Source organism: Micromonospora sp. NPDC003816, assembly GCF_042874705.1.
Taxonomy (GTDB): domain Bacteria; phylum Actinomycetota; class Actinomycetes; order Mycobacteriales; family Micromonosporaceae; genus Micromonospora.
In genome coordinates, this window is record NZ_JBIANP010000001.1 from 465,795 (window position 1) to 488,642 (window position 22,848).

Below are 22,848 nucleotides of genomic sequence, written 5' to 3' on the forward strand. Positions count from 1 at the left end.
TCGCAGCGAACGCCGGGATTGCTACTGTGGTGAACATGTATGCACCCGAGGATCGCACCGCCAAGGCGATCATTCGGGACACGGCCCTGGAACTCTTCGGCGAACAGTGGCCGGCGGCCGCGTCGCTCAAGCAGGTGGCGGAGCGCGCGGGAGTCTCGCAGTCGCTCATCATCAAGCACTACGGGTCGCGGGAGGGCCTGGTCGCCGCCGTGGACGCGCACGTGCTGGGCGTGTTGGGCAACGCGCTGGAGGCACTCGCCGAGACAGCCGGTTCCGGCCCGCCCGACCGCTTCCTCGCGTCGGCCGACGCGCTGTCCTCCCCGTCGGCCACCCGGTATCTCGCGCACCTGCTCGTCGGCACCACGTCGCGCTCGGTCGAGGCGTACCGGATGCTGCAGGGGTTCGCCGACTCGCTCATGCACCGGATGGCCGACGCGGGCGCGGTCGCCCCGGACGTGGACCGGGCACAGCTCGCGGTCGTGCTGCTGGCCCACGAGCTCTCCATCATCCTGCTGCGCGACCGCATCACCGACGTGCTCGGCACCGATCCGATGGGCCACGACGGCCTGCGGCGCTGGTGGGGCACCATCGACCGGCTCTACTCCGGCACCGCGATCCAGGAGCCCGTCCCGGCCGACGGCTGAGTGACGTCGTCGAGTCGGGCTCCGCCGGACAGACCCTCGACTCGACGGGTGCATAAACGTTCACTATGCTGAGCGATAGTTCACCACCCGTCCTGCGAGCGAACGGCAGCCATGCCCACGACCTGCTGCCCGGCTCCGTGACCAGGGAAGGGACGTCATGACCGACACCGGAGAAACCCGCACGCGCACCGAGGACGTCGCCGTGTCCGAGCGTGCCCTGGCCCGCACCGGGACCCTCGTCCTCACCGGCTTCGCCCTGCTCTGGGCGGTCTCCGGCCTGCACCCCGCGCCCGCCGCCGCGCGCATCCCGCTGCTCGTCGCCGCGACCGTGATCACCGCCACCGTCCTCGCCCTGGGGATGACCCGGCCTCGACCGCAGGACCACCGCCGACTGTCGGCGTCCTGGATGCGCCGGTTCAACCGGGTCGGCGTCGTGCAGGGACTGTTGATCGGCGGCGTCTGCCTGGTCGCCGTGCCGACCGGACACCCGAGGCTGATCCCCACCCTCGTCCTGGTCATCGTCGCGGCGCACTTCGTGCCGCTCGTCGCGATCCTCCGCCAACGCGAGTACGTGTGGACAGCGCTCGCACTCGCCCTGGTGGCGGTCGCGTCCTTCGGCGCCTACGTCAGGGGAATGCCGGAACTCGCGGCGGCCGTCACCTCGTTCGGCGCGGCCATCGTGCTCTGGGTGACCGCGGTGGTGGTCACCCGACGACCGTGACGTCCTTCCAGAACGCGACCCGGTCCCGGACCATCTCCGCCTCCGGCAACGGCTCCGGGTAGTACCAGACGGCGTCCACGCTGGTCTTCCCGTCGTGATCGAGCGTGTAGTACGACGCGGTGCCCTTCCACGGGCAGTGCGTGTGCGTGTCGGACTCGCGCAACAGGTCGTCGCGGAGCGCCGCGCGGGGGAAGTAGTGGTTACCCTCGACCACGACGGTGTCCGTGCTCTCGGCGATGACCAGGTCGTTCCAGATCGCTTTCGGCATGGGCCCAGACTATGCCGATCCGCGCGCCGGTTCACCCCGTGTCAGCGCGGCACCTCGTGCAGCGTCACGGCGTCGAGCCGACCCTCGGTCACCTCGGCGGTGAGGTACGTCGCGTACGGCTGGCGCCGCCGGTCGGTCGGCGAACCGGGGTTGAGCAACCGCAGGCCACCGGGCGCCTCGCTGTCCCAGGGGATGTGGGAGTGCCCGAACACGAGCAGGTCGCAGTCGGGGAACCGGGCCGCGCACCGCCGCTCCCGGCCGCCGGCCGGACCGGTCTCGTGCACCACCGCGATCCGCAGGCCGCCGACGTCCGCGCGGGCGATCTCCGGCAACCGGGTACGCAACTCGGGGCCGTCGTTGTTGCCGAAGACGCCGATCAGTCGGGCACGACGTCGCTCCAGGTCGTCCAGCAACGACGCGTCGACCCAGTCGCCGGCGTGGATCACGAGGTCGGCGGTGTCGACGGCCGCCCACAGCTCGGCCGGCAGGTCCCGGGCACGTTTCGGCAGGTGGGTGTCCGCCATGATGACCAACCGCACCCGGCCAGCGTAACCCCGTCCGCACACGGCGACCGGCCAGGCGCTAGGCGAAGCGGTCGGCCAGTCGGGTCAACCTGGCGAGGTAATCCGGCCACGGATAGTCGGTCGGGATGTTGGTGTTCTCCTGCCGCAGGCCGATTCTCGTGTCGAGCTGCTCGCGCAGGATGTCGGCGTGCCCGGCATGACGCGCGAGGTCCCAGGTCACGTGGACGATGACCCGGTGCAACGTCACCGCCTGCCGCTCCGGCCGCCACCACGGCACCTGTCCCACCGCGTTCAGCGGTAGCCGGGTGATCGTCTGATCGGCGAAGACGGCGACGCGGCGGTACAGGTCGATCAGGCCGTCCTTCGTCTCGTCCTCCCGCGCGTACCAGTCCGCCTGCGGGTCCTCGTCGAAATCCGACTCGGAGACGAGTTCCTTCGGGGTCGGGAACGCGCGACCGAAGGTGGGACCGAAGTAGCCGGCTTCGGTGTTCAGGGCATGCTTGACGATCCCCAGCAGATTGTTGCCGGTCGGCGTGCGGGGGAGTCGGACTTCGCGTTCGCTGAGTCCGTCGAGCTTCCAGATCAGGTCGTCGCGCGTTGCCTGCAGGTAGTGCAGCAGCGCCGCCTTCGCGTCGTCTTCGTCAGCCATACCCGCAGTCTTCCTCGTCCGGGCCGCCACCGCGCGGCCGGAGAGGACGGCGTCACGTCTGTTCGAACCGGCGGCGGGAGGCCAGGACATCGTCCAGATGACGGCGGCTCCACCGGCAGAACCCGTTGATCGTCTGATGGAGTTCCAGACCGGCAGGGGTGAGCCGGTAATCGGTGCGAGGCGGCACGGTGGGGTGGAGCGTCCGGTCGACCACCCCGTTCCGCTCCAGTTGACGAAGCGTCGCGGTCAGCAGCCGATGGCTGATGCCGGTGACCTTGCGGTGCAGTTCACCGAAGCGACGCGTGTCGGTGCCGATGGCCTCCATGACCGGCAGGGCCCATTTGGTGCCGACCACGCCGAACACCTCATTGGCCACCAGGTGCACCTGGGCCACCTGCGCCGCCGTCGGCGTACCGGGAGACGGCTCGTCCACGTGCCGCTGCTCCTTCACCCGCACCGGTTACCGAAAGGTGCGTACTTACCCCGGCCGTCGTGCGGGCCTACGGTCTGGTCGACGACGTCAACGTACAGGAGCTGACATGACCGTCCTGAAGACGTACGCCCGGCTCTGGGTGGACGACCTCGACACCTCGCTGCCGTCGCTACGGACCCTGGTCGGCGCGGAGCCGGATCTGCGGTTCGGCTTCGACTCGGTCGAGTTGGCCGCGCTCGGTGACTTCCTGGTGATCGCCGGCCCACCAGCGCAACGCGCCCGCTACGCGCACGCCTCGGCGACCGTCGTCGTCGACGATCTGGATGCCGTCGTGGCCGCGCTGACCGCCGAGGGTGGCGTGATCACCACGCCGGAGGCGACCAGCCCTACCGGCCGCTACCTGTACGTCCGGCATGCCGGAGGGGCCGAGGTCGAGTACGTCGAGTGGGTGCCGGAACTGGTCGACCGTATCGTCACCGCCACCTGACTCCCGGACTGCGCGAGCCTGCGGTGCTCGCGGGGACTCACCCCGTGGACACGCTTGAAGGCCGTGCTGAAGCCGAAGGCGTCGGAGTATCCGAGTTGGCGTGCCATGGCGGCGACCGTCGCGGTGGTGCCGGTCAGCATGTCGGCGGCGAGTGTCATCCGCCAGTCGGTCAGGTAGGTCAGCGGTGGCTCACCCATCAGCTCGGTGAATCGTTTGGCCAGCGTCGTGCGGGACACCCCGGCCCGGGCTGCCAGGGAGGCGAGCGTCCAGGGCGCACCGGGGGCGTCGTGCATGGCGCGGAGCACCGGGCCCACCGTGTCGTCGCCCAGCGCCCGATACCAGCGGGGAGCCTCGGCGCCCGGCTGGTCGAACCAGTCCCGGATCGTGCAGACCAGCAGCCAGTCCAGCAGACGGTCCAGCACGACCTGCCGACCCGGGCGGCACCCGCCGAGCTGGAAGTCCAGGTAGTCACGGAGCGACGAACAGTCGTGGTCGTCCGGTACGACCAGCACCGGCGGGAGCACTCCGAGCAGCCGATGCGGGGCCTGCCCCTGGACGTGGTACGCCCCGGCCAGGAGCAGCATCTGCTCGTCCGGGTCCGGGTCCGGGTCCGGTGTCCGGATGCCCGGCGACTGGCGACAGTCGACGTCGCGCAGCTCGTCGGGTCGGAAGGTCGACCGGGGCTCGGCGGAGAGGACGAAGGGTTGCGGCCCCCGCACCACGACAGCCTCGCCGACCCGGACCAGAACCGGCTCGTCGCGTTCCGGGTGGACGATCCACGCCTCGCCACGCAGCGGTACGCAGAGCGTCAGGGGTGCGCCGTCGGTGAACCGCAGCGCCCACGACGGCGAGAGTACCGACCTGCCGAAGGCGGCACCCTCGGCGCGGACGTCCCGCAGCAGCGTGTCGAACGGGTCCATCGCTCCACCATAGGGGTGCGGACGATCGCACATGCCGGGCGTACGACGAGCCATGTCCCGCCGCTGGCCGGGCGGGTTGACTCGTGGACATGACGAAAGAAACGAACGAGATCCTCGTCATCGGGGGGACCGGGAAGACCGGACGTCGACTGGTACGCGCGCTGCGGGCGTCCGGCGAGCAGGTGCGGGCCGCTTCCCGTTCGGGCGAGGTACGTTTCGACTGGACGCAGCCGGACACCTGGCAGCCGGCGGTGACGGGAGCGTCGGCCGTCTACCTGATTGCTCCGGCGGATCCGGCGGTGGCCGACGACTTCGTGTCGTCGGCGGTGACGTGGGGTGTCGGCCGCTTCGTGGCGCTCAGCGGACGCGGCATCGACAAGCTCGACCCCGATTTCTCGCCGAGCATGCTCGGCGCGGAACAGGCGGTACGCGACTCCGGCGCGGAGTGGACGATCATCCGCCCGAACAACTTCCACCAGAACTTCGACGAGGACCTGTGGCGCCAACCGTTGGTCGACGGTCGCCTCGCCCTGCCGATGGGCGCGACTCCGGAACCCTTCATCGACGTCCAGGACATCGCCGACGTCGCGGCGATCCTGCTGACCGAGGACGGCCACCACGGGCAGGTGTACGAGCTGTCAGGCACGCGGGCACTCACCTTCGCCGAGGCGGTGGCGACGATCGCCGAGGCGTCCGGCCGATCGATCCGGTACGTGGAGTTGACGCCGGAGGAGTACCGGAGCGAGGGGCTCGCCGAGGGCTGGTCGGAGGCCGACGCGACGGCGCTGAACAGCATGTTCGCCGGAATGCGGGCCGGGTACCTCGCCCCGCCGACCGACACGGTGCGGCGGCTCCTCGGGCGCGAACCGATCCACTTCGACACCTACGCCGAGCGGGCCGCAGCGGCCGGCGCCTGGTCGTGACGAAACGCCGCCGCCGGCTGTCACCGGTGCTGTCAGCAGGCGGCGGCGATCCGTCTCCGTGATCAGAAGGGGGGTGCGTCCTCGCCCATCAGCGCCAGGACGACGCCCCCCTTACCGCGCTTGAGGCCCTGGACCACGACCGTGCCGGTGCTGCCGTCGGGCAGCTCCAACGTGAAGGTCTTCCCGACCGCGTTCTTGGGGCCGTTGCCGGCGCTGTTGGCCGGCCGGAAGTCACCCGCCCACGGCGGGATCCCACCCTTGCGGGCCGGCTCGGCGAAGAGCGCGGCGGTGCCGGGGGTCCGGGTGCCGTCTGCGGAAAGGAGCACTGAGGCGCTGCGATAAGTAGCCATATGCGGCAAGGGTATCCGGGACCGGTCCCGATTGCGCCCCTCCCGCCGTGGCGTGCCGCCGACGACGAGAGGACCGGCCGGCCCGACCGACCTCTCGTCACTGTCCGCGTAGCCCCTACGCCTCGGCCCAGACGCCCAGCTCGTTTCCACTCGGGTCGGTGAAGTGGAAGCGACGACCGCCCGGGAAGTCGTACGGCCCCTCGACCACCTCACCGCCGGCCTTCCGGACGGCCTCGACGCTCTCGTCCAGGTCGGTCGAGTAGAGCAGCACCAACGGACCGCCGGTCCGCGCCTGCTGGTCCAGGCGCAGACCGCCCACCTCGGATCCGGGCGTCGCGCCGTGGATTCCGGCGTAGGCGGTCCCGTAGTCGGTGAACCGCCACCCGAACGCGTCGGCGTAGAAACGCTTGGCGTCGGTCAGGTCGGTGACGGTGAGCTCGACGTAGTCGATGGCATGGTGCCGGTGCGAGGTCTGCTGAGACATGCCCACCATTACTTCACACCGGTACGACTCAGGTGCCGGCTTCCTGTTGGCGCCGGTACGTCTCGTTCTGCCGGCGGGCTTCCTCAAGCTGGTCCTCGAGGATGATGATCCGGCAGGCGGCCTCCAGCGGAGTGCCCTGGTCGACCATCTCCCGCGCCCGGGCGGCCAGCCGCAACTGGTAGCGGGAGTAGCGGCGGTGCCCACCGGCCGACCGGGACGGGGCGATGAGTTTCGCCTCGTCGAGCCGGCGCAGGAAGTCCTGCGAGGCGCCGGTGATCTCCGCAGCGCGGCCCATCGTGTAGGCGGGGTAGTCGTCGTCGCCGAACATGTCATCGGGTTGGGCCATATACGAATCTCTCCATGACGAGGGCCCCGGCGCGTCAGCGCCGGGGCCCGGGGTTACGGGTTGGAAACACCATCTACCGACTGATTCGTCGGGTTGTCGTGTCCGCACCTGACGCCGTCAGAGGCGTGGGGTGCGAGGATCGCATAAGCGTGACCGGAGACCACCTCTCGTTCGATGGAAACTGCGGTGTCCGCGCCAGAGTTGCATCTGTGTCCTGGCAGCGGGCGATCCAACGGTGTTCAGCCCTCCCTTTCCTCTGCTTCCACATGTGTCGTGCTGCCCGCCGGTGTCGGAGCCCACGCGACTTCATGGCCCCGCACACGTGCGGCGAGCTGTCCTGCCGGGCTGGGGAGTGCCCTGCCCGTCTTGCCCTGACCTGGAATCTCGTCAGGTTACTGCTGCGGTTGCAGGTCCTTGCACCGCTTGCCGAGCGAGCCGCGAACGTCCGGGCCCTGCGTGATGCTCGGTCTTGGTCGTCTGCGTCTTTCTCGGACCTCATCTCTCAACACCAGGAACACTAGCCAAGCCTGGAGCGAATGTCTAGCGCTTCGGGCATAGATTTTCTCGGTCACGGTCCGGCATTGCGGTATCGCGGTCAGTGCGGAAAAGCGCGGGGCACGCGGGACCGGAGGAGCTCGTCGAGGAACGCTTGGATGCGGGCGGATCCATCACCGTTCCATGACCAGCCACGCCACCGGACCGTGCCCCCTCGCGCCCGCAGATTTCCTGTCCTAACAGGAATCTGATGAGTGGTCCGGATGATGCTTCTACGTCGTGATCGTCTGATGTGGAGGTCTGATGAGGGGACTCAAACGGATCGGTGCGGCCGGGCTGGCCACCGCTCTCGTGCTGGGGCTGGGGCAACCCGGCGGTGCTGCGCCGGGCGGCGGTGGTGCGCCCGGTGACGGCGGAACCGGACGCAGTGGCGGGTCGCCGGCCGGGGCCGGCCACCAACCGGCCACGGTCACGCTGATCACGGGGGACCGGATCACCGTCGACCGGGGCGGCCGCGTGACGATCCGTCCGGCGAAGGACCGTGCGGACATCCGCTTCCGGTCCCACCAGATCGACGGTGAGCTGCACGTCGTACCCGTGGACGCGGTGCCGCTGATCGCCTCCGGCGTGCTGGACCGGCGACTGTTCAACGTCAGCAAGCTGATCGAGTACGGCTACCACGACGCCGCGCGCGACCGGCTGCCGATGATCATGGCGTATCCGGACGGGGCGGCGGCCCGGCGCGGCGGCTCGCCGGTGCCCGGTGGCGAGGTCCGGGTGGACCGGGCGCTACCGGCGATCGAGGGCGTCGCGGTCAGCGCGGACAAGACCGACCTGGCCGACGTCTGGACGGCGCTGACCGGGGGCGGACCGGAGACGGCCGACCGCATTCCCGGCGTCGAGCGGATCTGGCTCGACGGGAGGCGCCGGCCGGCGGTGGACCGGGGTGTACGGCAGATCGGCGCGCCCGCCGCGTACGAGGCGGGCTTCACCGGAGCCGGAGTGACCGTGGCGGTCCTGGACAGTGGCGTCGACCTGACCCACCCCGACCTGGCCGACGCGGTGAGCGAGGCGGTCACCTTCGTGCCGGGCACCGATCCGGTCGACCGGTACGGGCACGGCACGCACGTGGCCTCGACCATCGCCGGCCGGGGCACCGCCTCCGGCGGCACGTACCGGGGTGTGGCGCCGGACGCCGACCTGGTCTCCGCCAAGGTCTGCGACGACTGGTGCGAGGACTCGGCGATCCTCGCGGGGATGCACTGGGCGGCCGTGGACAAGCAGGCCACGGTCATCAACATGAGCCTCGGCGGGTGGGACGGGCCGGAGATCGACCCGATGGAGGAGGCGGTGAACACGCTCACCGCCCAGACCGGCGCCCTCTTCGTGGTCTCCGCCGGCAACGACGGACCGGGCGACCGTACGGTCGGCTCGCCGGGCAGCGCGGACGCCGCGCTCACCGTCGGGGCGGTCGACCGGGACGGAAGTCTCGCGGACTTCTCCAGCCGGGGCGCGCGGGTCGGTGACGACGCCGTGAAACCGGACATCACCGCGCCGGGCGTCGGCATCGTCGCCGCGCGGGCGGCCGAGGGCGTGATGGGCGTACCGGTCGGCGAGCACTACGTCGCCGAGTCCGGCACCTCGATGGCCGCGCCGCACGTGGCGGGCGCGGCGGCGCTGCTCGCGCAGCAGCACCCCGACTGGGACGCGACGCGCCTCAAGTCCACCCTGATGGGCTCGGCCAACCCCCGGCCGGGTGACACCGCCTACCAGCAGGGATCGGGTCTGGTCGACGTCGCGCGTGCCGTGGGGCAGGCGGTGACCGCCGATCCGCCGAGCGTGTCGTACGGCCGCACCCGGTGGCCGCACCACGACGACGACCCGATCACCCGGACGGTCACCCTGCGCAACGACGGAAGCGAGCCGCTCACCCTCGACCTGACCTGGCAGATCATCGGGCCGGACGGCAAGGCCGCCCCCGCCGGCATGTTCCGCACCGCAGCGCCGCAGGTCACCGTGGCGGCCGGTGGCACCGCCGAGGTGGCCGCCACGGTCGACACCAGCGTCGACGGGGTGGACGGCTACTACAGCGGGCACCTGGTCGCGACCGCCGGTCAACGTCGTACCGTCGTCCCGGTCGGGGTGCACCGCGAGGTGGAGAGCTACGACCTGACCGTCCGGCACCTCGACTCGACGGGGGCGGCGGCCGACACGTACTGGACGCTGGTCAACGGGATCGACGGCCCGGCGTACGAGGCGCTCGACGGCACGTCCGGCGGACCCGCCACCATCCGGATCCCCACCGGCCGCTACGCCGTGACCGGCCTCGTCGAGGAGTTCGGCGAGCGGGAGCGCAGCACCGTGCTGAGCCGCCCGGAGATCGACCTGAACCGGGACCTGACGGTCACGCTGGACGCCCGGAAGGGCAAGCGGATCACGGCGACGGTGCCGGAACGCACCGCCCGCCCGGTGCTGGTGCAGGCCGGGGTGCTGGTGGACATGTACGAGAACTCACCGGCGAAGATCGACGTGTGGGCGGGCGGCTTCGACGGCCTCTACACGGCCCAACTCGGAGACCGGGCGACCCACGATCACATCAGCGGCTTCGTCGCACACCAGTGGGCCAGGCCGGACGGCGACGGTGGTTTCGCCGGTAGCCCGTACATCTATCACCTGGGTGAGGGATTCCCCGGCCGGTTGCCCACCGGCTACCGCAAGGACGTGCGGCGCGCGGAGTTGGCCACGGTACGGCACGAACTGCGCGGTGAACGCCTGGGCGACATGATCGAGCGGAGCATGTCGGCGGAGTTCGACGGGGTGTACGGCTGGACCGCGAGCGCGTCGTTGCCGGTCGGCGACGCCTGGACCGAATACCACAGCACCACGGACTCCGCCTGGTCGGGCGCAGTCAGTGTCGCGCAGAGCGGCGACGGGGAACTCGACGAGGAGTTCCGGAAGATCCTCTACGGCGCGTCGGAGCGATACCGGGCCGGCCGCAGCTACCGGGACGTCTGGAACGCCGCACCGATCGGGCCGACCCTGCTACGCAACGACACCCCGTTCAGCAGCGCGAGCCGTATCGAGGACTTCATGCGGATCGACATCCCGCTGCACGGCGACGCGGCCGGGCACGGTGGCGTCTCCAACGGGGACAGCGGACGCACCGCGCTGTACCGGGGCGACGAGCTGGTCGAGGAGTACATCGGGGCGCTCGACGCCGGTTTCGGCTTCTTCGAGGTGCCGCCGGAAGCGGCGTCGTACCGACTGGAGACCTCCTCCCGGCGCAGCTTCACCGAGTTGTCCACCGAGGTCGCTCTGACCTGGCAGTTCCGGTCCGCGCGGCCGGCCGGGGACGACTGGGAACGCCTGCCGGTCATGGTGGTGCGGTTCGATCCGAAGCTGGACCGCGACGCCGCCGCGCCGGCCGGTAAGCGCCTCGACATCCCGCTGCGCGTGCTCGGCAACGAGGGAGTCGCGGTGACGCCGAAAAAGGTCACCGTGCAGGTCTCCTACGACGACGGAAAGACCTGGCAGCCGGCCACGGTCCGGTCGACCGGCACGAAGTTGACCGCGACGGTCCAGCACCCCCGCTCCGGCGGGTTCGTGTCGCTGCGTGCCTCGGCGACCGACGGGGCGGGCAACAGCCTCGACCAGACGATCATCCGGGCGTACCGGCTGCGCAACGGGTGATGCTGGGCTGACCTCGGCTGCCGCGCCGGGCCTCACCGGCCCGACCCGGCAGCCGAGAGCGCCCGTGCCGCCCGGTCGATCCGACCGGGCGGCACAGTGCTGCTGCTTCGGACCACAGCGCTGCGGTCAGTGGGCGGACAGCGTCCCACTGATCTCGTTCGGGGCCGACGGGAGCTCCACCGAGCCGACGATCGTGCCGGTGGTCAGGTCGAGCCGGTGCACCTTCCTGCTCACGGGCTCGGTGACATAGGCGGTGTCGCCGCGCACGAACAGGGCGGGACGGGGCTCCTGCCAGTTCATCGGCTCCTTCCACGCGGCCACGACGGGCCACGAGGCGGCGAAGGTGCCGGTGGCCGGGTCGACCACGTGCAGCTTGCCGTCGGTGCCGAGGATCAGGCCCTCGCCCTTCGGGCCCCGGGCCAGGGAGCGGAAGCTGTAGCTGACGCCCTCGGGCATCGGCACCACCTTCAGGGCGTTCGCGGCGGTGTCGATGAGCGCGAACTGCTCCGGGAACTCCCGCTCGGCGTCCGGATCGATCTTGTAGTCGCCGAGCAGGACGGGCGATTCACCGCTGCCGGCCTGGGTGCCGACGGCACCGTACGCCCGGTCGCTGGGAACCTTGACGAACGCGCCGTTCTTGAACAGCAGGACGCCGTCCTTGCAGCCGAACGCGACGACCTCGCCCTGGGCGACGGCCTCGCCGTGTACGCCGGGGCACTCCTCGCTGCGGGCGATCTCCTTGCCGTCCTTGTCGAGCGCGATCGCGCCGGGCCGGGACTCCTCGGTGCCCAGGGTGACCACGAGGGTGCCGTCGCGCAGTTCGACCGCCACGCCGTGGTGCGGCTGTGCGGTCTTGTACTGCCGCCCGGCGGGCTTGCCGTCGGCGAGGTCCGCCGAGACGAAGCTGTGCACCTCGCCGGTGCCGTCGGTGAACAGGATGGTGCGGTCACCGTGCAGGACGACGTGGCCGGGCTTGGCACCGGGGTAGGTGATGTCGGTCATCGTGCCGGCGGCGGCGTCGAGCACCTGGAAGCCGGCCTCGGTCGAGACGAAGACACCGGTGGCGTTGCCGGCCGGGTTGACCCGGTTGAACCCGTCGAGGGTGACGGTGTGCGCCACCCGCAGGGTCTCACCGTCGAGGACGTAGATGCCGCCGTCGTAGGTGATCGCCACCGGATCCGGCACCGATCCGTTGGGCGACGGTGCGGGTGATCCGCTCTCGCCGGTGGTTTCGGTGGCGCATGCGGCGAGCGCCAGCGATGCGGCCATGAGCACGGCCAGACCACGGCTACTGCGTCGAGTCACGACGATTACTCTCCTTCTGAAAGTGACAACCATTTTCAACTACGATACAGAGGGGACCCGGACGGGTCGCGCCGGGGGTCAGCCGCTCAGGCCACCGATGATCGCGTCGACGTTGAAACGCATCATGTCCAGATAGGTCGGCGCGTCACCGTCGGAGTCGCTCAGCGACTCCGAGTACAGCCCGACGACGCGTACGGAGATGCCGGCCTCGCTGGCGAGGACCTCGGCGAGGCGTGCGGGTTGCGCGGTGTCGGCGAAGATGGCCGGTACCCGGTGGGTCTCGATGGCGGTGACCAGCGAGGCGAGGTCGGAGGCGCTCGGCGAGGCCAGAGTCGTCCCGCTCGGAATGATCGCGCCGACGACCGTGAGGTCGTAGCGCGCAGCGAGGTAGCCAAAGACGTGGTGGTTGGTGACCAGGACACGGCGCTGCTCCGGCACCCCGGCGAAACGCGCCGCCACCGTCGCGTCCAACTCCCCGACCTGCTTCGCGTACGACTCGGCGCGCCGCCGGAAGGTGTCGGCGTCCACGCCGTCGACGTGCGTGACGATTTCCTCGGTCAGCAACCGCACCGCGGTGACGACGCGAACGGGGTCGGTCCAGAAGTGTGGATCCGGAAGGCCGGCGGCGTCGCCGTCCCGATAGTCCATCGGCTCGACCCGGGCACCCACCTCCACCGTGGGCACCCCCTCGGATCTCGCCGCCTCCACATGGTGCAGCACGCCCTCCTCGAGCCCGAGGCCGTTGTAGACGAGCAGGTCGGCCGTCTGCATGGCGTGTGCCTCCCGGGCGGAGACGGCGAACGAGTGCGGGTCGGCGTTCGGCTTCATGAGCACGCTGACCCGAGCCTGGTCGCCGACGATCTCGCGGACCACGTCGCCGAGGATGTTGGTGGTGACCACGATGCGGGTCGGCTGTGGTCCGGTGCAGGCGATGCCGCCGGCCAGCAGGGCGGCCACCGTGGCGAGTGCCGTCAGGAGTCTGGGCGCCTTCACCGGCCGACCTCCACCACGAGATCCGGTCGTTCGGCGACCCGCAGCTTCCGGGCGGTGCGTAGCCCGTCACGAGAGTCGATCTCGTGGATGACCCGGGCCGCTGGCTCGGTGAGGTAGGCGCGGTCGACGTCGAGCGTCAGGTTCGTCGCCGGCACGGTCGACTGTGCCAGGACCTTCCCGGTCTCCAGGTCGTAGCTGACCAGGGTGCCGGTGTCGTCCAGGGCCAGCACCGTGCTCCCGTCGGCCGGCGAGGCCGCCGCCACGAGCCGACGGTCGTCCACCGGCAGGTAGCGCAGGGTGGCCTTGGCCGCGTTGACCGACCAGATCCCGTCGTGGTCCGCGACCGCCGCCTCGTTGCTGCGCGGTCGGTATCCGAACGCGTCGGTGGCGACCGGCTCACGGGGACTGGCCAGCGTGGTGGCGGTGAGCCGGTCACCGTCGCGCTTCACCCGGAGGAGACCGTCCGCACAGGCGATGACCGCGCCGCCGCGCAACACCGCCCATCCGCGCGGGGCGACGCAGGCGACGTCGAGCCCGCCCGTCGGTTCGCCCCGCTCGTCCATGGCGACGATCCGGTCCGCCGGCCGACCCGGATCGTCGCCGACGGCGACGAGAAGGTGCTCCGCGTACGGCACGGCGAGCGCCGTGGCACTGCCGGAGGGGATCGTGGCGAGCCGGGTGACCTGGCCGGCTTCGAGTGCGCGTCGGTCGAGCACGAGGACCGTGCCGTCGGCGGTGCCGATGGTGGTGTGCGCCTCGAAACCGGCGACCGTCGTGATCGGCGCGTCGAGCGTCAGCGAACCGACCGGACGTGCCGGCGCGCGGTAGTAGTGGACGTGGTCGGTGTGGTCGACCGTCCAGACCCCGGTGTCGACGATCTCGACCCGCCGGTCACCGTCGTCGACGTAGACGAATCGACCGTCCTCGGTGATCCGTTCGGCGCCGAACGGGAGGTCGATCCCGCTCTCCGACTCGGTGATCAGGTCGAGCAGGTGCAGTCGCCCGGCGCCACGGGTCGCGTACGCGATGGCCGACTGGGCCTCGGTCATCTCCTCGGCACCGGCGACGTAGCCGTGCGGTGTCTCCTCGCTCGTCGGGGGATCATCCGATCCACAGGCGGCCACAGTGAGCGCGAGGCTCAGGGCGACGACACAGGCCAGCGGCCTGTCGGTTGGTGTCACGGACGTCCTTCCAGCGTGGGGGTGGCGACGGATGCGGGCACCGGGGACCGGAGACGCCACACCTCGGTGGTGACCCACCGCGCGCCGAGAATCGTGAAGAAGATCAGTACGGTGACGGCCGCGATCGTGGCACCGGCGGCGGTCGCGGCGTACCAGGAGATCCAGAGGCCGACCACGGTGGCGGCGGAGCCGATCAGGAAGCTGGCCAACATCAGCGCGGGCAGCCGCCGGGCGACGAGCATGGCCGCTGCGGACGGTGCGATCAGCATGCCGAAGGCGAGCAGTGTGCCGACGACGCTGAAGGCGACTGCCATCGTGATGGTGAGCAGCGCGAGCATCGCCGCGTTGGCCAGGTCGGGGCGCAGCCCGAGGGTCCGGGCCTTGCGGGGGTCGAAGGTCAGCGCGAGGAACGGCCGGTAGCACGCGGCGGTCACCGTGGCGACCACCGCGACCGCGACGCCCAGCATCACCAGGTCCGACCAGCGGATCGCCAGCACGTCGCCGAACAGGAACGCCGTCAGGTCGGTGGCGAACGACCGCGAGTGCGACACGATGATGACGCCGACCGAGAGCATCCCGACGAACAGCAGCCCGATGGTGGTGTCGCGTCCGAACTCGCGGCTGTGTCGGAGTGCGTTGACCCCGGCCGCCATCGCGAAGGCGCTGGCGGCGGCGCCGACGACGAGGTTGCCGCCGAGGATCGACGCGATCGCCACGCCGGGCAACATGCCGTGGCTCATCGCCTCGCCGAGGAAGGTCATCCCACGAGCGATCACCCAGACGCCGACCAGCGCGCACGCGCCGGCCAGCAGCACGCCGCCGACGAGCGCGCGGACGACGAAGGACACCGTGAACGGTTCGACCAGGGACGACATCACCCGGCCGACTATACTGAAACGAAAATCGTTGCCGTTAAGGGGTTGCTGTGGGTACCGACGTCCTGACCGCCGAGAACGTCGGCTTTCGATACGCCGACGTTCCCGTCCTGCGCCATGTCGACCTGGGCGTCGCATCCGGAGCCGTGATCGCGCTGACCGGCGCCAACGGCTCCGGCAAGAGCACGCTGCTGCACCTGCTGGCCGGCGTCGCGCAGCCGGCCGAGGGGCGCGTCCACCGTCGGCCCGGCACCCGCCTCGCCCTGCTGCCGCAGCGCACCAGCGACATCGACGCCACTCCGCTGACCGTCGCCGAATGCGTTCAGATCGGGCGGTTCACGCTGCGTCGCCGCCTCAGCCGCGACGACCGTGCGGCGATCGCGCAGATCATGCAGCGACTGGACATCGCCCACCTGGCCCGCCAACGGCTGCGCGAACTCTCCGGCGGTCAGCGACAACGCACGCTCATCGCCCAGGCGCTCGTCCAGGACGCCGACGTCTATCTCCTCGACGAGCCCACCACCGCCCTCGACACGCACAGCCGACAGCGGGTCCACGAGCTGCTCGCCGAGCGCGTCGCCACCGGCGCGGCCGTGGTCGTCGCCAGCCACGACCCCGCCGAGACGGCGTTCGCCGACCGCACGTTCCACCTCGACGGCACCATGACCAGCACCGCCATCGCCCGGTGACGACCCCTACCCGGCCCTCAGTGGCCCTTGGTCACGTCCAGTCCCTTCGGGGTCAGGGCGAACACCACGACCACCGACACCAGCATGATCGCGGCGCCGATGCCACCGACCAGCATCAGTCCGTGGGTGAAGGCGTCCTGGGCCTGGGCGGCAGCAGCGGCCCCGGCCGGGCCCAGTCCGTCCAGCACGTGCAGGGCGCCACCGAGCGACTCCTGGGCCACCCCCACCTGCTCGGGACTCAGCCCGGCGGCGGCCAGGTCCGAGGCCGGGAGTTCGGCGCGGTACAACGCCGCCGCCGTGCTGCCCAGCACGGCCACGCCCAGCACCGCGCCCAGTTCGTAGGAGGTCTCCTCGATGGCGGCGGCGCTGCCCGCGTGCTCGGCGGGTGTCCCGGACATGATGATCGCCGAGGCGATGGCCAGCGAGCCCATCCCGGCCCCGAGCAGGGCCAGGAAGATCCCGACCGGGGTGTAGCCGAGCGGCTCGGGGGCCACGGCCAGGACCGCGAAACCCAGGCCCGCCAGCGCCAGGCCCCCCACCAGGACGGTACGGGCGCCGATGCGCTGGGCCAGCGCCGGTGCCAGCGGCGAGACCACCGTCGCGGCGATGGCCAGCGGCAGCAACGCGACACCCGCCTGCAACGGCGACATGCCCCGCACGAGTTGGAGCCACTGGGCCGAGAGCAGCAGTGCCGACCCCATGGCCATCATGGTGAACAACGCCGCCAACGTGCCGGCCGTGAACGAGGGGACGCCGAAGAGGCGTACCCGCAGCAGCGGCGAATCGCTGCGCAGGCACCGCAGCACGAACCACACCAGCAGGGCGAGCCCCGCCGTCAGGGCCGCCAGCGCCAGCAGATCGGTCGGCCCCTCCTTGGCGATGCGCTTGATGCTCCACACCAGGGCGGTCATGCCCGCGATGGACAGGACGGTGGCCAACGCGTCCCAGCGGCCCGGGTTCGGGTTGCGGGCCTCCGGCAGCAGCAGCACCGCCGCGACGATCGCCGCGACCATCCAGGGCACGTTGAGCAGGAACGCCGCCTGCCAGGCGAAGTGCTCCAGGAGTACGCCACCCACGATCGGCCCGACGGCCGCGCCCAGGGAGGCCACCGCCGCCCAGATGCCGAGCGCCTTGGCGCGTTCGGCCGGATCGGTGAAGAGGCTCCGGATCATCGACAGGGTCGCCGGCATGATCATCGCCCCGCCCACGCCCAGCAGGGCGCGTACCGCGATCACCATCGGAGCCGACTCGGCCACCAGGATCAGCAGGGACGCGCCACCGAAGACCGAGAATCCGGCCAGGAGCAACCTGCGGCGACCCCACCGGTCGCCCAGGGTGCTCATGCTGACCAGGAGCCCGGCCAGGACCAGCGAGTAGATGTCGACGATCCAGAGCTGCTGGGCGGCGGTCGGCGACAGCGCCGCGGCCATGTCGGGCAGGGCGACGTTCAGGATGGTCATGTCCATGACCACCACCAGCAGGCTGGTGGAGAGCACGGCCAGGGCGGCCCATCGGCGCCGGGGGGACAGGTGCCCTGCGGTGGCCCCGGGTGCGCCCGAGGTGTGCGTCGTACTCACTGGTTCTCCGGGAGGGACGTCCCCATCAGGGCGGCGATGGCCATGCGCAGGGCCCGCTCGTCGACGGGCCGGTCGTGCAGCAGGGTGTAGAGGATGACGCCGTCCAGGTAGAGGGCGGTGGCCTGGGCGGCCTCCGGGGTGGCGTACGCCGAGAGCATCTCGGTCGTGCCCCGGATCCAGCGCTGGGCGTACGGACGCAACTCGGGCTGCTGGACGCCGGCGTAGTAGAGCAGGTTCTCGGCCTTGAGCCGCGCGCGGTCGCTCAGGTACTCCATGAACAGCGCGGCAAGACCTTCGGGGCTTCCCGCACAGGCGTGGACGGCCTGCGCGACCTGCCGGATCTCCTCGTCGGCCTGGGCGACGACGATTTCCAACGCACTCGTGCGCAGGTCGTCGAGGGAGTCGAAGTAGTAGGTGGTGGCGCCCAGTGGCACCTGGGCCAGCTCGGCCACCCGGCGGTGGGTCAGCGCCTCCCAGCCGTTGTCGATCATCTCCTGCGCGGCGACGTCGAGCATCGCGCGCCGACGCCCCTCGGGATCCCGTCGGGGGGTCATGGGCGCTTCCCGCATGCGGGCCGTCCGGTGGTCATGCTCAGCCTCTCCATCTAGTACGTCCGTACAAGTACAAACGTACTAGATGCCGCGCGCCTTCCCGGTGTGGCCCGTCTCGCTGCACGGGGCGGCGCGTGAAAGGGGGGGTCCCCGGCTAACGCCTGGTGTATTACAAGGGTCCCCTCCTTGCATGTGTGCGACCCCGGAAAGAATGCTGCAAACATCGATCAAAGTCATTGCATTGCGACATGTTCAAGTGGTGCCGAGCATCGTTTGCCCTGTTCAACTGAGGTTGAACGCTGAGAATTGTGCGACAAAGAGACACGTCAACGGTGGTTTACCGTCCTGTTACCTTTCTTGAGTGGAGCGACTTTGGGAGCGCTCCCTACACTCGTCGCGATGATCACCTCACTCGAAAGGAGTTTGTGATGAGTGGAGCATTGGATCTGTCCGACCTGGACGCCACCGACATCTCGTGGGCGGACGGCGACGAGCAGTCGACCGGCCTGTACGCGGTGGCGCCGGTCGGCAGCGTCGTCCTGACCGAGGGCGCGAGCGACGGCAAGACCTGCGGCGGCGGTTCCTGCGGCTGCGGCGGTCGACCGATCAGCTGGTGCTGCGTCAACTGCCACTGATCGGGTAGCGGGCGCTGGTCAGCCGCGACGCGGTGGTCCAGCGCCCGGTTGGGGCGTCGACGTCGACGTCGACGCCCCAATCCCTGCCAGTACGTGCGGATCCGGGAAGGGATTCAGGAATGACCTCCGAGGTGAACACCGGCGTCGAGATCAGCGTGGTGATCCCCACGTACGAGGACGCCCAGTGTCTGGAGCTGACGCTGCGGTCGCTGCGTCGGCAGAGCCTGGCACCGGAGCGGTTCGAGGTGATCGTGGTGCGCGACGGCGGTGACGGCGGGGAGTACACCGACGTGGCCGATGCCGGCAAGGGGCTGAACCTACGGCTGGTCGAACTGCCCGAGCGGCAGGGCCGGGCGGCGGCACGTAACGCGGGGGTGCGGCACGCCTCGGCCGACCTGCTGCTCTTTCTCGACTCCGACTCGTACGCCACACCCGAGCTGGTGGAACGGCACCTGGTGCACCACCGGGGCGCGGGCCGCCCCGCGGTCCTGCTGGGGCGGCGGGACGAACTGGGACTGCCGTACGTCAACGCCGCGCTGGCCGGCGAGCCGACCATTCCGGTGCCGCACCGACGTGCCGACGGCGGCGGTGACCTGCGCTTCCCGGCCGGAGTGGCCCCGGTGGGGGAGGAATGGCTCCAGGCGGGATGGATGTTCGCCTACACCCACAACGTCTCGGTCTCCCGAGCGCTGTTCGACGCGGTCGGCGGATTCGACGAGCGGTTCGGCCTGCGCTGGGGGCTGGAGGACATCGAGCTGTTCTACCGGGTGCACGAACACCTCGGCCTGCACGACCGCAACTTCGCCTTCGACGAAGCGGCTGCCGCCTACCACCTGCCCCATCACCGCAACGTCGACCGGAACTGGCAGGAGTTCGGGACCAACCGCAGTCTCGCCGCCGAGAAGTACCTCATCCTGGAGTGGGAGTTCTTCGGCATGTTGGACGTCTACGACTCGGCGGAGCGGGTGGTGGGCTACCGGGCAGCGATCGCCGACTGCCTGGCCCGGTCGGCCTGCCGGATCGGAACCGCCGTCGCGCTTCTCACCCCGCAGCTGCCGGGCGAGCGGGTGCTCTGGGTCGGCACGGGCAGTGACCGGACGACGCTGCCCGAGGGGGCCGTGACCTTCGACTTCTCCGTTCCGGTCAGCGCCACCAACCACCACCTGATCGGCATGGACCCGCCGATCGCGCCCGGCAGCCTCGACGCGGTCGTCAGCGTCGACTTCTGGCGCTACCTGAGGTGGGAGGAGTTCTGCCAGTTCGTCAACGTGGGCGGTGCCCTCGCCGGGGAGGTCCATCTGGTCGACACCGGAGCCGAACTCGCCAAGGCGGTCGACCCGGACATGTCCACCTTCGGCTATCTCACCCGCGTCCTGCGGACCGCGTTCGACAGCACCGTCGGCGAGGTCGAGGGCCTGGGTACGGTGCTGCGCCTGCGCCCGCGCGTCCCACCGGCCCTCCCGGCCGAGTGACGCCGACCCCACGACGCCGATGACCCCCACCACCGTGATCGAGGCCCGTGGCCTGACCAAGACTTTCCGGACGCCCGACAAGCAACCGGGACTGGCCGGATCGCTGCGCCATCTGGTCCGGCCCAGGCACCGCTCGCACACGGCCGTGAACGGCATCGACCTGACGGTCGCGGCCGGGGAGGCCGTGGCCTACGTGGGACCCAACGGTGCCGGCAAGTCGACCACCGTCAAGCTGCTCACCGGCATTCTCCAGCCGACCTCGGGACAGGTCGAGGTCTGCGGCATCGTGCCGCACCGCAACCGGTTCGCCAACGCCCGCAACATCGGCGTGCTCTTCGGCCAGCGAAGCCAGCTCTGGTGGGACCTCCAGGTCCGCGACTCACTCGCGCTGCTGCGCGACATCCACCGGATTCCGCAACGACGGTACGCGGAGCGGATCGCCGAGTTCGACGCCCTGCTCGGCCTGGGGGAGCTGCTGCCGGTGGTGACCCGCCGACTCTCCCTCGGCCAGCGGATGCGGGCCGACCTCGCCGCCGCCCTGCTGCACTCACCCTCGGTGGTGTTTCTCGACGAACCCACGATCGGGTTGGACATCATCGCCCGCCAGGCGGTCCGCGACTTCCTGCGCGCCCAGTGCCGTAACGGCACGACACTGCTGCTGACCACGCACGACATCGGTGACATCGAGCAGGTCTGCCAACGTCTGATGATCATCGACGGTGGTCGGGCCATCTTCGACGGACCGATCGACGCCGTACGCGCACAGGTCGCCCGGCAACGCACGCTGCACCTGACCCTGGACGCCGACTGGTCCGCCGCCCACGACCCCCACCTGCCGGGCACCCGCCTGTCCCCGGGCACCTCACCGCGACACGTCTCGATCGCCTTCGACCACGCTACCTACGGCGCGGGCGAGATCGTGGCCGCGATCGCCGCCCGGGTGCCGGTGGTCGACCTGCGGATCGACGAGCCCTCCATCGAGGACGTGGTCCGCCGGGCGTACGCGGGCGAACTCGGTCAGCCGACCGTGGGACGACCGGCATGAGGGCGTACCGGACGCTGGCCCGGATGGCCTGGTCGACGGTCCTGGTCTACCGGGGCGAGTTCCTGCTGCAACTCGCCGGGGTCGCGGTGCAGACCGTGGCGCTGTTCGCGGTGTGGCGGGCGTTGTTCGCCGCCGACCCCGGCGGCGAGATGGCCGGCCTGACCTGGGAACAGATGAAGGCGTACCTCTTCGTCGCCTTCCTGGCCGGTACCCTGCTGTCCAGTTTCACCGACGGGCAGGTCGCCCTGCGGGTGCTGGACGGCTCGGTCGCCATCGACCTGCTCCGCCCGATCGACTACCAGGTGGCCCGGTTCGCCGAGACGATCGGCTATCTCGTCGGCGAACTGCTGGTGGTCGCGGTGATGGGCTCGGTGCTCCTGCTGGCGTTCGGCGGGATGCCGCTGCCCGACCCCACCCAGGCCGGGCTCTTCCTGCTCAGCCTGCTCGCCATGGTGCCGCTGAAGTTCGCACTGGTCTACCTGGTCGGCCTGGCCTGCTTCTGGACGGGCAACTTCCACGGGTTGAGCATGTCCCGGATCGCGATCACCAACATCCTCTCGGGCGCGCTGGTGCCGATCGCCCTGTACCCCGACTGGCTCCAGACGATCTGTGCCTGGTCGCCGTTCCCCGGCATCGTCTCCACCCCGGCACTGATCTTCCTCGGCCAGGTCCGGGGCACCGAGTCGCTGTACCTGATCGGCGTCCAGGTGCTCTGGGTCGCGGTGCTCTGGACCGGCGCCCGGCTGCTCTGGCGCGTCGCCGTACGCCGACTCGTGGTGCACGGAGGCTGACATGCTCGCAACGATCGAGGCGGTACGGATCTACCGGCGGCTGCTCGGGGCCCACCTGCGGGCCGTCCTGGAGTACCGGGCCGACGCGATGCTCACCATCGCCGCAGCCGTACTCGGCCAACTGGCCGGGCTGATCTTCGTGGCCACGATCTTCCGGCAGGTGCCCGTCCTCGAAGGCTGGACACAGTGGGAGGTCCTCTGCGTCTGCGCGATGGTGATGCTCGCCGAGGGGGTCGGCTCCCTGTTCTTCGAGGGCACCTGGCACCTCAGCGGCATGGTCAACCTCGGTGCCCTGGACTACCTGTTGGTCCGCCCCTACCCGGTGATCCTCCAGGTGACCGGCGCGGCGGTCGGCGTCAACGGCCTCGGCAACGTCGTGATCGGCACGGTGCTGCTGGCCGGCGCGGTGGGGCGGACGGACGTGGTCTGGTCGCCGGTCACCGTGCTGTGGGCGGTGCTGCTGCTGGCCAGCGGTCTGCTGGTGAAGATCGCCGTCAGCCTGGCCACCAACGCGCTGACGTTCTGGCTGCTGAGCCCGTCGAACTCCGTCGCGGTCAGCGTGCACATGCTCGGTGACCTTGCCCGGTACCCGCTGACCGTCTACGGCACCGGCGTACGGGCGCTGCTCGTCGTCGTCCCGGTCGCCTTCGTCGGCTACTTTCCCGCCGCAGCCCTGCTGGACAAGGGCGTCTCGGCGACGATCGGCCTGCTGACCCCGGTCGTCGCGCTGGCCTGCGCCCTCGCCGCCTGGCGGATCTTCGAGGCCGGGCTGCGTCGCTACGAGAGCGCGGGGACCTGAG

At 70.5% G+C, this 22,848-nt stretch carries 25 protein-coding genes; 11 read left to right on the forward strand and 14 right to left on the reverse strand.

Going from position 1 to position 22,848, the window contains the following annotated elements:
* Positions 1-35: 35 nt before the first annotated feature.
* Both ACFYTT_RS01965 and ACFYTT_RS01970 read left to right on the forward strand, forming a co-directional pair.
* Positions 36-644, forward strand: a complete 609-nt coding sequence (locus tag ACFYTT_RS01965; RefSeq protein WP_131053312.1) for a TetR/AcrR family transcriptional regulator — start codon at positions 36-38, stop codon at positions 642-644.
* A gap of 202 nt (positions 645-846) precedes the next feature.
* Positions 847-1,365 carry a hypothetical protein gene (locus ACFYTT_RS01970; protein WP_387257175.1) on the forward strand — a complete coding sequence of 173 codons (519 nt, stop codon included), beginning with the start codon at positions 847-849 and terminating at the stop codon, positions 1,363-1,365.
* On the opposite strand, the gene ACFYTT_RS01975 is transcribed toward ACFYTT_RS01970, so the two are convergent.
* The 4 genes from ACFYTT_RS01975 to ACFYTT_RS01990 are packed head-to-tail and all read right to left on the reverse strand — an operon-like array spanning position 1,349 to position 3,257.
* Positions 1,349-1,633, reverse strand: a complete 285-nt coding sequence (locus tag ACFYTT_RS01975; RefSeq protein ID WP_131053309.1) for a DUF427 domain-containing protein — start codon at positions 1,631-1,633, stop codon at positions 1,349-1,351. The two genes, ACFYTT_RS01970 and ACFYTT_RS01975, sit on opposite strands and share 17 nt — an antisense overlap.
* Positions 1,634-1,674: 41 nt before the next feature.
* The gene (locus ACFYTT_RS01980; protein WP_387257176.1) at positions 1,675-2,172 is read right to left on the reverse strand and encodes a metallophosphoesterase family protein; all 498 of its coding nucleotides are present in this window, start codon (positions 2,170-2,172) and stop codon (positions 1,675-1,677) included.
* A gap of 43 nt (positions 2,173-2,215) precedes the next feature.
* Positions 2,216-2,806 carry a DinB family protein gene (locus ACFYTT_RS01985; protein ID WP_387257177.1) on the reverse strand — a complete coding sequence of 197 codons (591 nt, stop codon included), beginning with the start codon at positions 2,804-2,806 and terminating at the stop codon, positions 2,216-2,218.
* A gap of 52 nt (positions 2,807-2,858) precedes the next feature.
* Positions 2,859-3,257: a winged helix-turn-helix transcriptional regulator gene (locus ACFYTT_RS01990; RefSeq protein WP_387257178.1), complete on the reverse strand. Its 399-nt coding sequence runs from the start codon at positions 3,255-3,257 to the stop codon at positions 2,859-2,861.
* An 88-nt stretch (positions 3,258-3,345) separates the two neighbouring features.
* On the opposite strand from ACFYTT_RS01990, the gene ACFYTT_RS01995 reads away from it, so the two are divergent.
* Positions 3,346-3,726, forward strand: coding sequence for a VOC family protein (locus tag ACFYTT_RS01995; protein WP_131053306.1), 381 nt, complete (start codon positions 3,346-3,348; stop codon positions 3,724-3,726).
* Here the strand turns inward: ACFYTT_RS01995 and ACFYTT_RS02000 are convergent.
* Positions 3,636-4,646 carry an AraC family transcriptional regulator gene (locus ACFYTT_RS02000; protein ID WP_387257179.1) on the reverse strand — a complete coding sequence of 337 codons (1,011 nt, stop codon included), beginning with the start codon at positions 4,644-4,646 and terminating at the stop codon, positions 3,636-3,638. The genes ACFYTT_RS01995 and ACFYTT_RS02000 overlap by 91 nt on opposite strands.
* 89 nt (positions 4,647-4,735) lie before the next feature.
* Here ACFYTT_RS02000 and ACFYTT_RS02005 point away from each other — a divergent pair, with 89 nt between their 5' ends.
* Positions 4,736-5,569 (forward strand): NAD(P)H-binding protein, encoded by an 834-nt coding sequence (locus ACFYTT_RS02005; RefSeq protein WP_387257181.1) that lies wholly within the window; start codon positions 4,736-4,738, stop codon positions 5,567-5,569.
* A gap of 62 nt (positions 5,570-5,631) precedes the next feature.
* Here the strand turns inward: ACFYTT_RS02005 and ACFYTT_RS02010 are convergent, their stop codons facing one another.
* The 3 genes from ACFYTT_RS02010 to ACFYTT_RS02020 form a co-directional block, all read right to left on the reverse strand.
* Positions 5,632-5,919 carry a hypothetical protein gene (locus ACFYTT_RS02010; RefSeq protein ID WP_236145740.1) on the reverse strand — a complete coding sequence of 96 codons (288 nt, stop codon included), beginning with the start codon at positions 5,917-5,919 and terminating at the stop codon, positions 5,632-5,634.
* A gap of 115 nt (positions 5,920-6,034) precedes the next feature.
* A complete protein-coding gene (locus ACFYTT_RS02015) occupies positions 6,035-6,403 on the reverse strand; it encodes a VOC family protein (RefSeq protein ID WP_131053303.1) in 369 nt (122 codons plus the stop codon).
* 28 nt (positions 6,404-6,431) lie between these two features.
* Entirely contained in the window at positions 6,432-6,749 is a 318-nt protein-coding gene (locus ACFYTT_RS02020) for a MerR family transcriptional regulator (RefSeq protein WP_131053302.1), read from the reverse strand.
* A gap of 798 nt (positions 6,750-7,547) precedes the next feature.
* Between ACFYTT_RS02020 and ACFYTT_RS02025 the strand changes: the two genes are divergently transcribed.
* Positions 7,548-10,934, forward strand: a complete 3,387-nt coding sequence (locus ACFYTT_RS02025; protein ID WP_387257185.1) for a S8 family serine peptidase — start codon at positions 7,548-7,550, stop codon at positions 10,932-10,934.
* A gap of 126 nt (positions 10,935-11,060) precedes the next feature.
* Here the strand turns inward: ACFYTT_RS02025 and aztD are convergent, their stop codons facing one another.
* The 4 genes from aztD to aztB form a co-directional block, all read right to left on the reverse strand.
* A complete protein-coding gene (gene aztD / locus ACFYTT_RS02030; RefSeq protein WP_387257187.1) occupies positions 11,061-12,239 on the reverse strand; it encodes a zinc metallochaperone AztD in 1,179 nt (392 codons plus the stop codon).
* 78 nt (positions 12,240-12,317) lie between these two features.
* On the reverse strand, positions 12,318-13,232 hold the full coding sequence (gene aztC, locus ACFYTT_RS02035) for a zinc ABC transporter substrate-binding protein AztC (protein ID WP_387257191.1): 915 nt from the start codon (positions 13,230-13,232) through the stop codon (positions 12,318-12,320).
* Entirely contained in the window at positions 13,229-14,413 is a 1,185-nt protein-coding gene (locus ACFYTT_RS02040; RefSeq protein ID WP_387257193.1) for a hypothetical protein, read from the reverse strand. The genes aztC and ACFYTT_RS02040 overlap by 4 nt, the downstream gene beginning before the upstream one ends.
* On the reverse strand, positions 14,410-15,288 hold the full coding sequence (gene aztB / locus ACFYTT_RS02045; protein WP_387257954.1) for a zinc ABC transporter permease AztB: 879 nt from the start codon (positions 15,286-15,288) through the stop codon (positions 14,410-14,412). The genes ACFYTT_RS02040 and aztB overlap by 4 nt, the downstream gene beginning before the upstream one ends.
* Positions 15,289-15,338: 50 nt before the next feature.
* Here aztB and aztA point away from each other — a divergent pair, with 50 nt between their 5' ends.
* Entirely contained in the window at positions 15,339-15,977 is a 639-nt protein-coding gene (gene aztA, locus ACFYTT_RS02050) for a zinc ABC transporter ATP-binding protein AztA (RefSeq protein ID WP_387257196.1), read from the forward strand.
* 17 nt (positions 15,978-15,994) lie between these two features.
* Here aztA and ACFYTT_RS02055 read toward each other — a convergent pair whose 3' ends face one another.
* Both ACFYTT_RS02055 and ACFYTT_RS02060 read right to left on the reverse strand, forming a co-directional pair.
* On the reverse strand, positions 15,995-17,554 hold the full coding sequence (locus tag ACFYTT_RS02055) for an MFS transporter (protein ID WP_387257198.1): 1,560 nt from the start codon (positions 17,552-17,554) through the stop codon (positions 15,995-15,997).
* Complete coding sequence (locus tag ACFYTT_RS02060) at positions 17,551-18,108, reverse strand: TetR/AcrR family transcriptional regulator (protein WP_387257202.1); 558 nt, start codon at positions 18,106-18,108, stop codon at positions 17,551-17,553. Before ACFYTT_RS02060 ends, ACFYTT_RS02055 begins: the two co-directional genes overlap by 4 nt.
* A 425-nt stretch (positions 18,109-18,533) precedes the next feature.
* Here ACFYTT_RS02060 and ACFYTT_RS02065 point away from each other — a divergent pair, with 425 nt between their 5' ends.
* From ACFYTT_RS02065 to ACFYTT_RS02085, 5 genes are all read left to right on the forward strand, one after another.
* Positions 18,534-18,740 carry a hypothetical protein gene (locus ACFYTT_RS02065; RefSeq protein WP_131052337.1) on the forward strand — a complete coding sequence of 69 codons (207 nt, stop codon included), beginning with the start codon at positions 18,534-18,536 and terminating at the stop codon, positions 18,738-18,740.
* A gap of 119 nt (positions 18,741-18,859) precedes the next feature.
* Positions 18,860-20,212, forward strand: a complete 1,353-nt coding sequence (locus ACFYTT_RS02070; protein ID WP_357215017.1) for a glycosyltransferase family 2 protein — start codon at positions 18,860-18,862, stop codon at positions 20,210-20,212.
* A 19-nt stretch (positions 20,213-20,231) separates the two neighbouring features.
* A complete protein-coding gene (locus ACFYTT_RS02075) occupies positions 20,232-21,257 on the forward strand; it encodes an ATP-binding cassette domain-containing protein (protein ID WP_387257204.1) in 1,026 nt (341 codons plus the stop codon).
* Positions 21,254-22,048: an ABC-2 family transporter protein gene (locus tag ACFYTT_RS02080; protein ID WP_131052334.1), complete on the forward strand. Its 795-nt coding sequence runs from the start codon at positions 21,254-21,256 to the stop codon at positions 22,046-22,048. The genes ACFYTT_RS02075 and ACFYTT_RS02080 overlap by 4 nt, the downstream gene beginning before the upstream one ends.
* 1 nt (position 22,049) lies before the next feature.
* Positions 22,050-22,847 (forward strand): ABC transporter permease, encoded by a 798-nt coding sequence (locus ACFYTT_RS02085; protein ID WP_387257205.1) that lies wholly within the window; start codon positions 22,050-22,052, stop codon positions 22,845-22,847.
* Position 22,848: the final 1 nt, after the last annotated feature.

Bases quoted from the DNA above. Each gene is read 5' to 3' on its own strand.
- ACFYTT_RS02005 (WP_387257181.1), top strand. From the start codon at position 4,736: ATGACGAAAGAAACGAACGAGATCCTCGTCATCGGGGGGACCGGGAAG.
- ACFYTT_RS02025 (WP_387257185.1), top strand. From the start codon at position 7,548: ATGAGGGGACTCAAACGGATCGGTGCGGCCGGGCTGGCCACCGCTCTC.
- ACFYTT_RS01965 (WP_131053312.1), top strand. From the start codon at position 36: ATGTATGCACCCGAGGATCGCACCGCCAAGGCGATCATTCGGGACACG.
- ACFYTT_RS02085 (WP_387257205.1), top strand. From the start codon at position 22,050: ATGCTCGCAACGATCGAGGCGGTACGGATCTACCGGCGGCTGCTCGGG.
- ACFYTT_RS02010 (WP_236145740.1), bottom strand. From the start codon at position 5,919: ATGGCTACTTATCGCAGCGCCTCAGTGCTCCTTTCCGCAGACGGCACC.
- aztB (WP_387257954.1), bottom strand. From the start codon at position 15,288: ATGTCGTCCCTGGTCGAACCGTTCACGGTGTCCTTCGTCGTCCGCGCG.
- ACFYTT_RS02020 (WP_131053302.1), bottom strand. From the start codon at position 6,749: ATGGCCCAACCCGATGACATGTTCGGCGACGACGACTACCCCGCCTAC.
- ACFYTT_RS02080 (WP_131052334.1), top strand. From the start codon at position 21,254: ATGAGGGCGTACCGGACGCTGGCCCGGATGGCCTGGTCGACGGTCCTG.
- ACFYTT_RS02000 (WP_387257179.1), bottom strand. From the start codon at position 4,646: ATGGACCCGTTCGACACGCTGCTGCGGGACGTCCGCGCCGAGGGTGCC.
- ACFYTT_RS02065 (WP_131052337.1), top strand. From the start codon at position 18,534: ATGAGTGGAGCATTGGATCTGTCCGACCTGGACGCCACCGACATCTCG.
- ACFYTT_RS02015 (WP_131053303.1), bottom strand. From the start codon at position 6,403: ATGTCTCAGCAGACCTCGCACCGGCACCATGCCATCGACTACGTCGAG.
- ACFYTT_RS01975 (WP_131053309.1), bottom strand. From the start codon at position 1,633: ATGCCGAAAGCGATCTGGAACGACCTGGTCATCGCCGAGAGCACGGAC.
- ACFYTT_RS02075 (WP_387257204.1), top strand. From the start codon at position 20,232: ATGACCCCCACCACCGTGATCGAGGCCCGTGGCCTGACCAAGACTTTC.
- ACFYTT_RS01995 (WP_131053306.1), top strand. From the start codon at position 3,346: ATGACCGTCCTGAAGACGTACGCCCGGCTCTGGGTGGACGACCTCGAC.
- ACFYTT_RS01985 (WP_387257177.1), bottom strand. From the start codon at position 2,806: ATGGCTGACGAAGACGACGCGAAGGCGGCGCTGCTGCACTACCTGCAG.
- ACFYTT_RS02060 (WP_387257202.1), bottom strand. From the start codon at position 18,108: ATGACCCCCCGACGGGATCCCGAGGGGCGTCGGCGCGCGATGCTCGAC.
- ACFYTT_RS02070 (WP_357215017.1), top strand. From the start codon at position 18,860: ATGACCTCCGAGGTGAACACCGGCGTCGAGATCAGCGTGGTGATCCCC.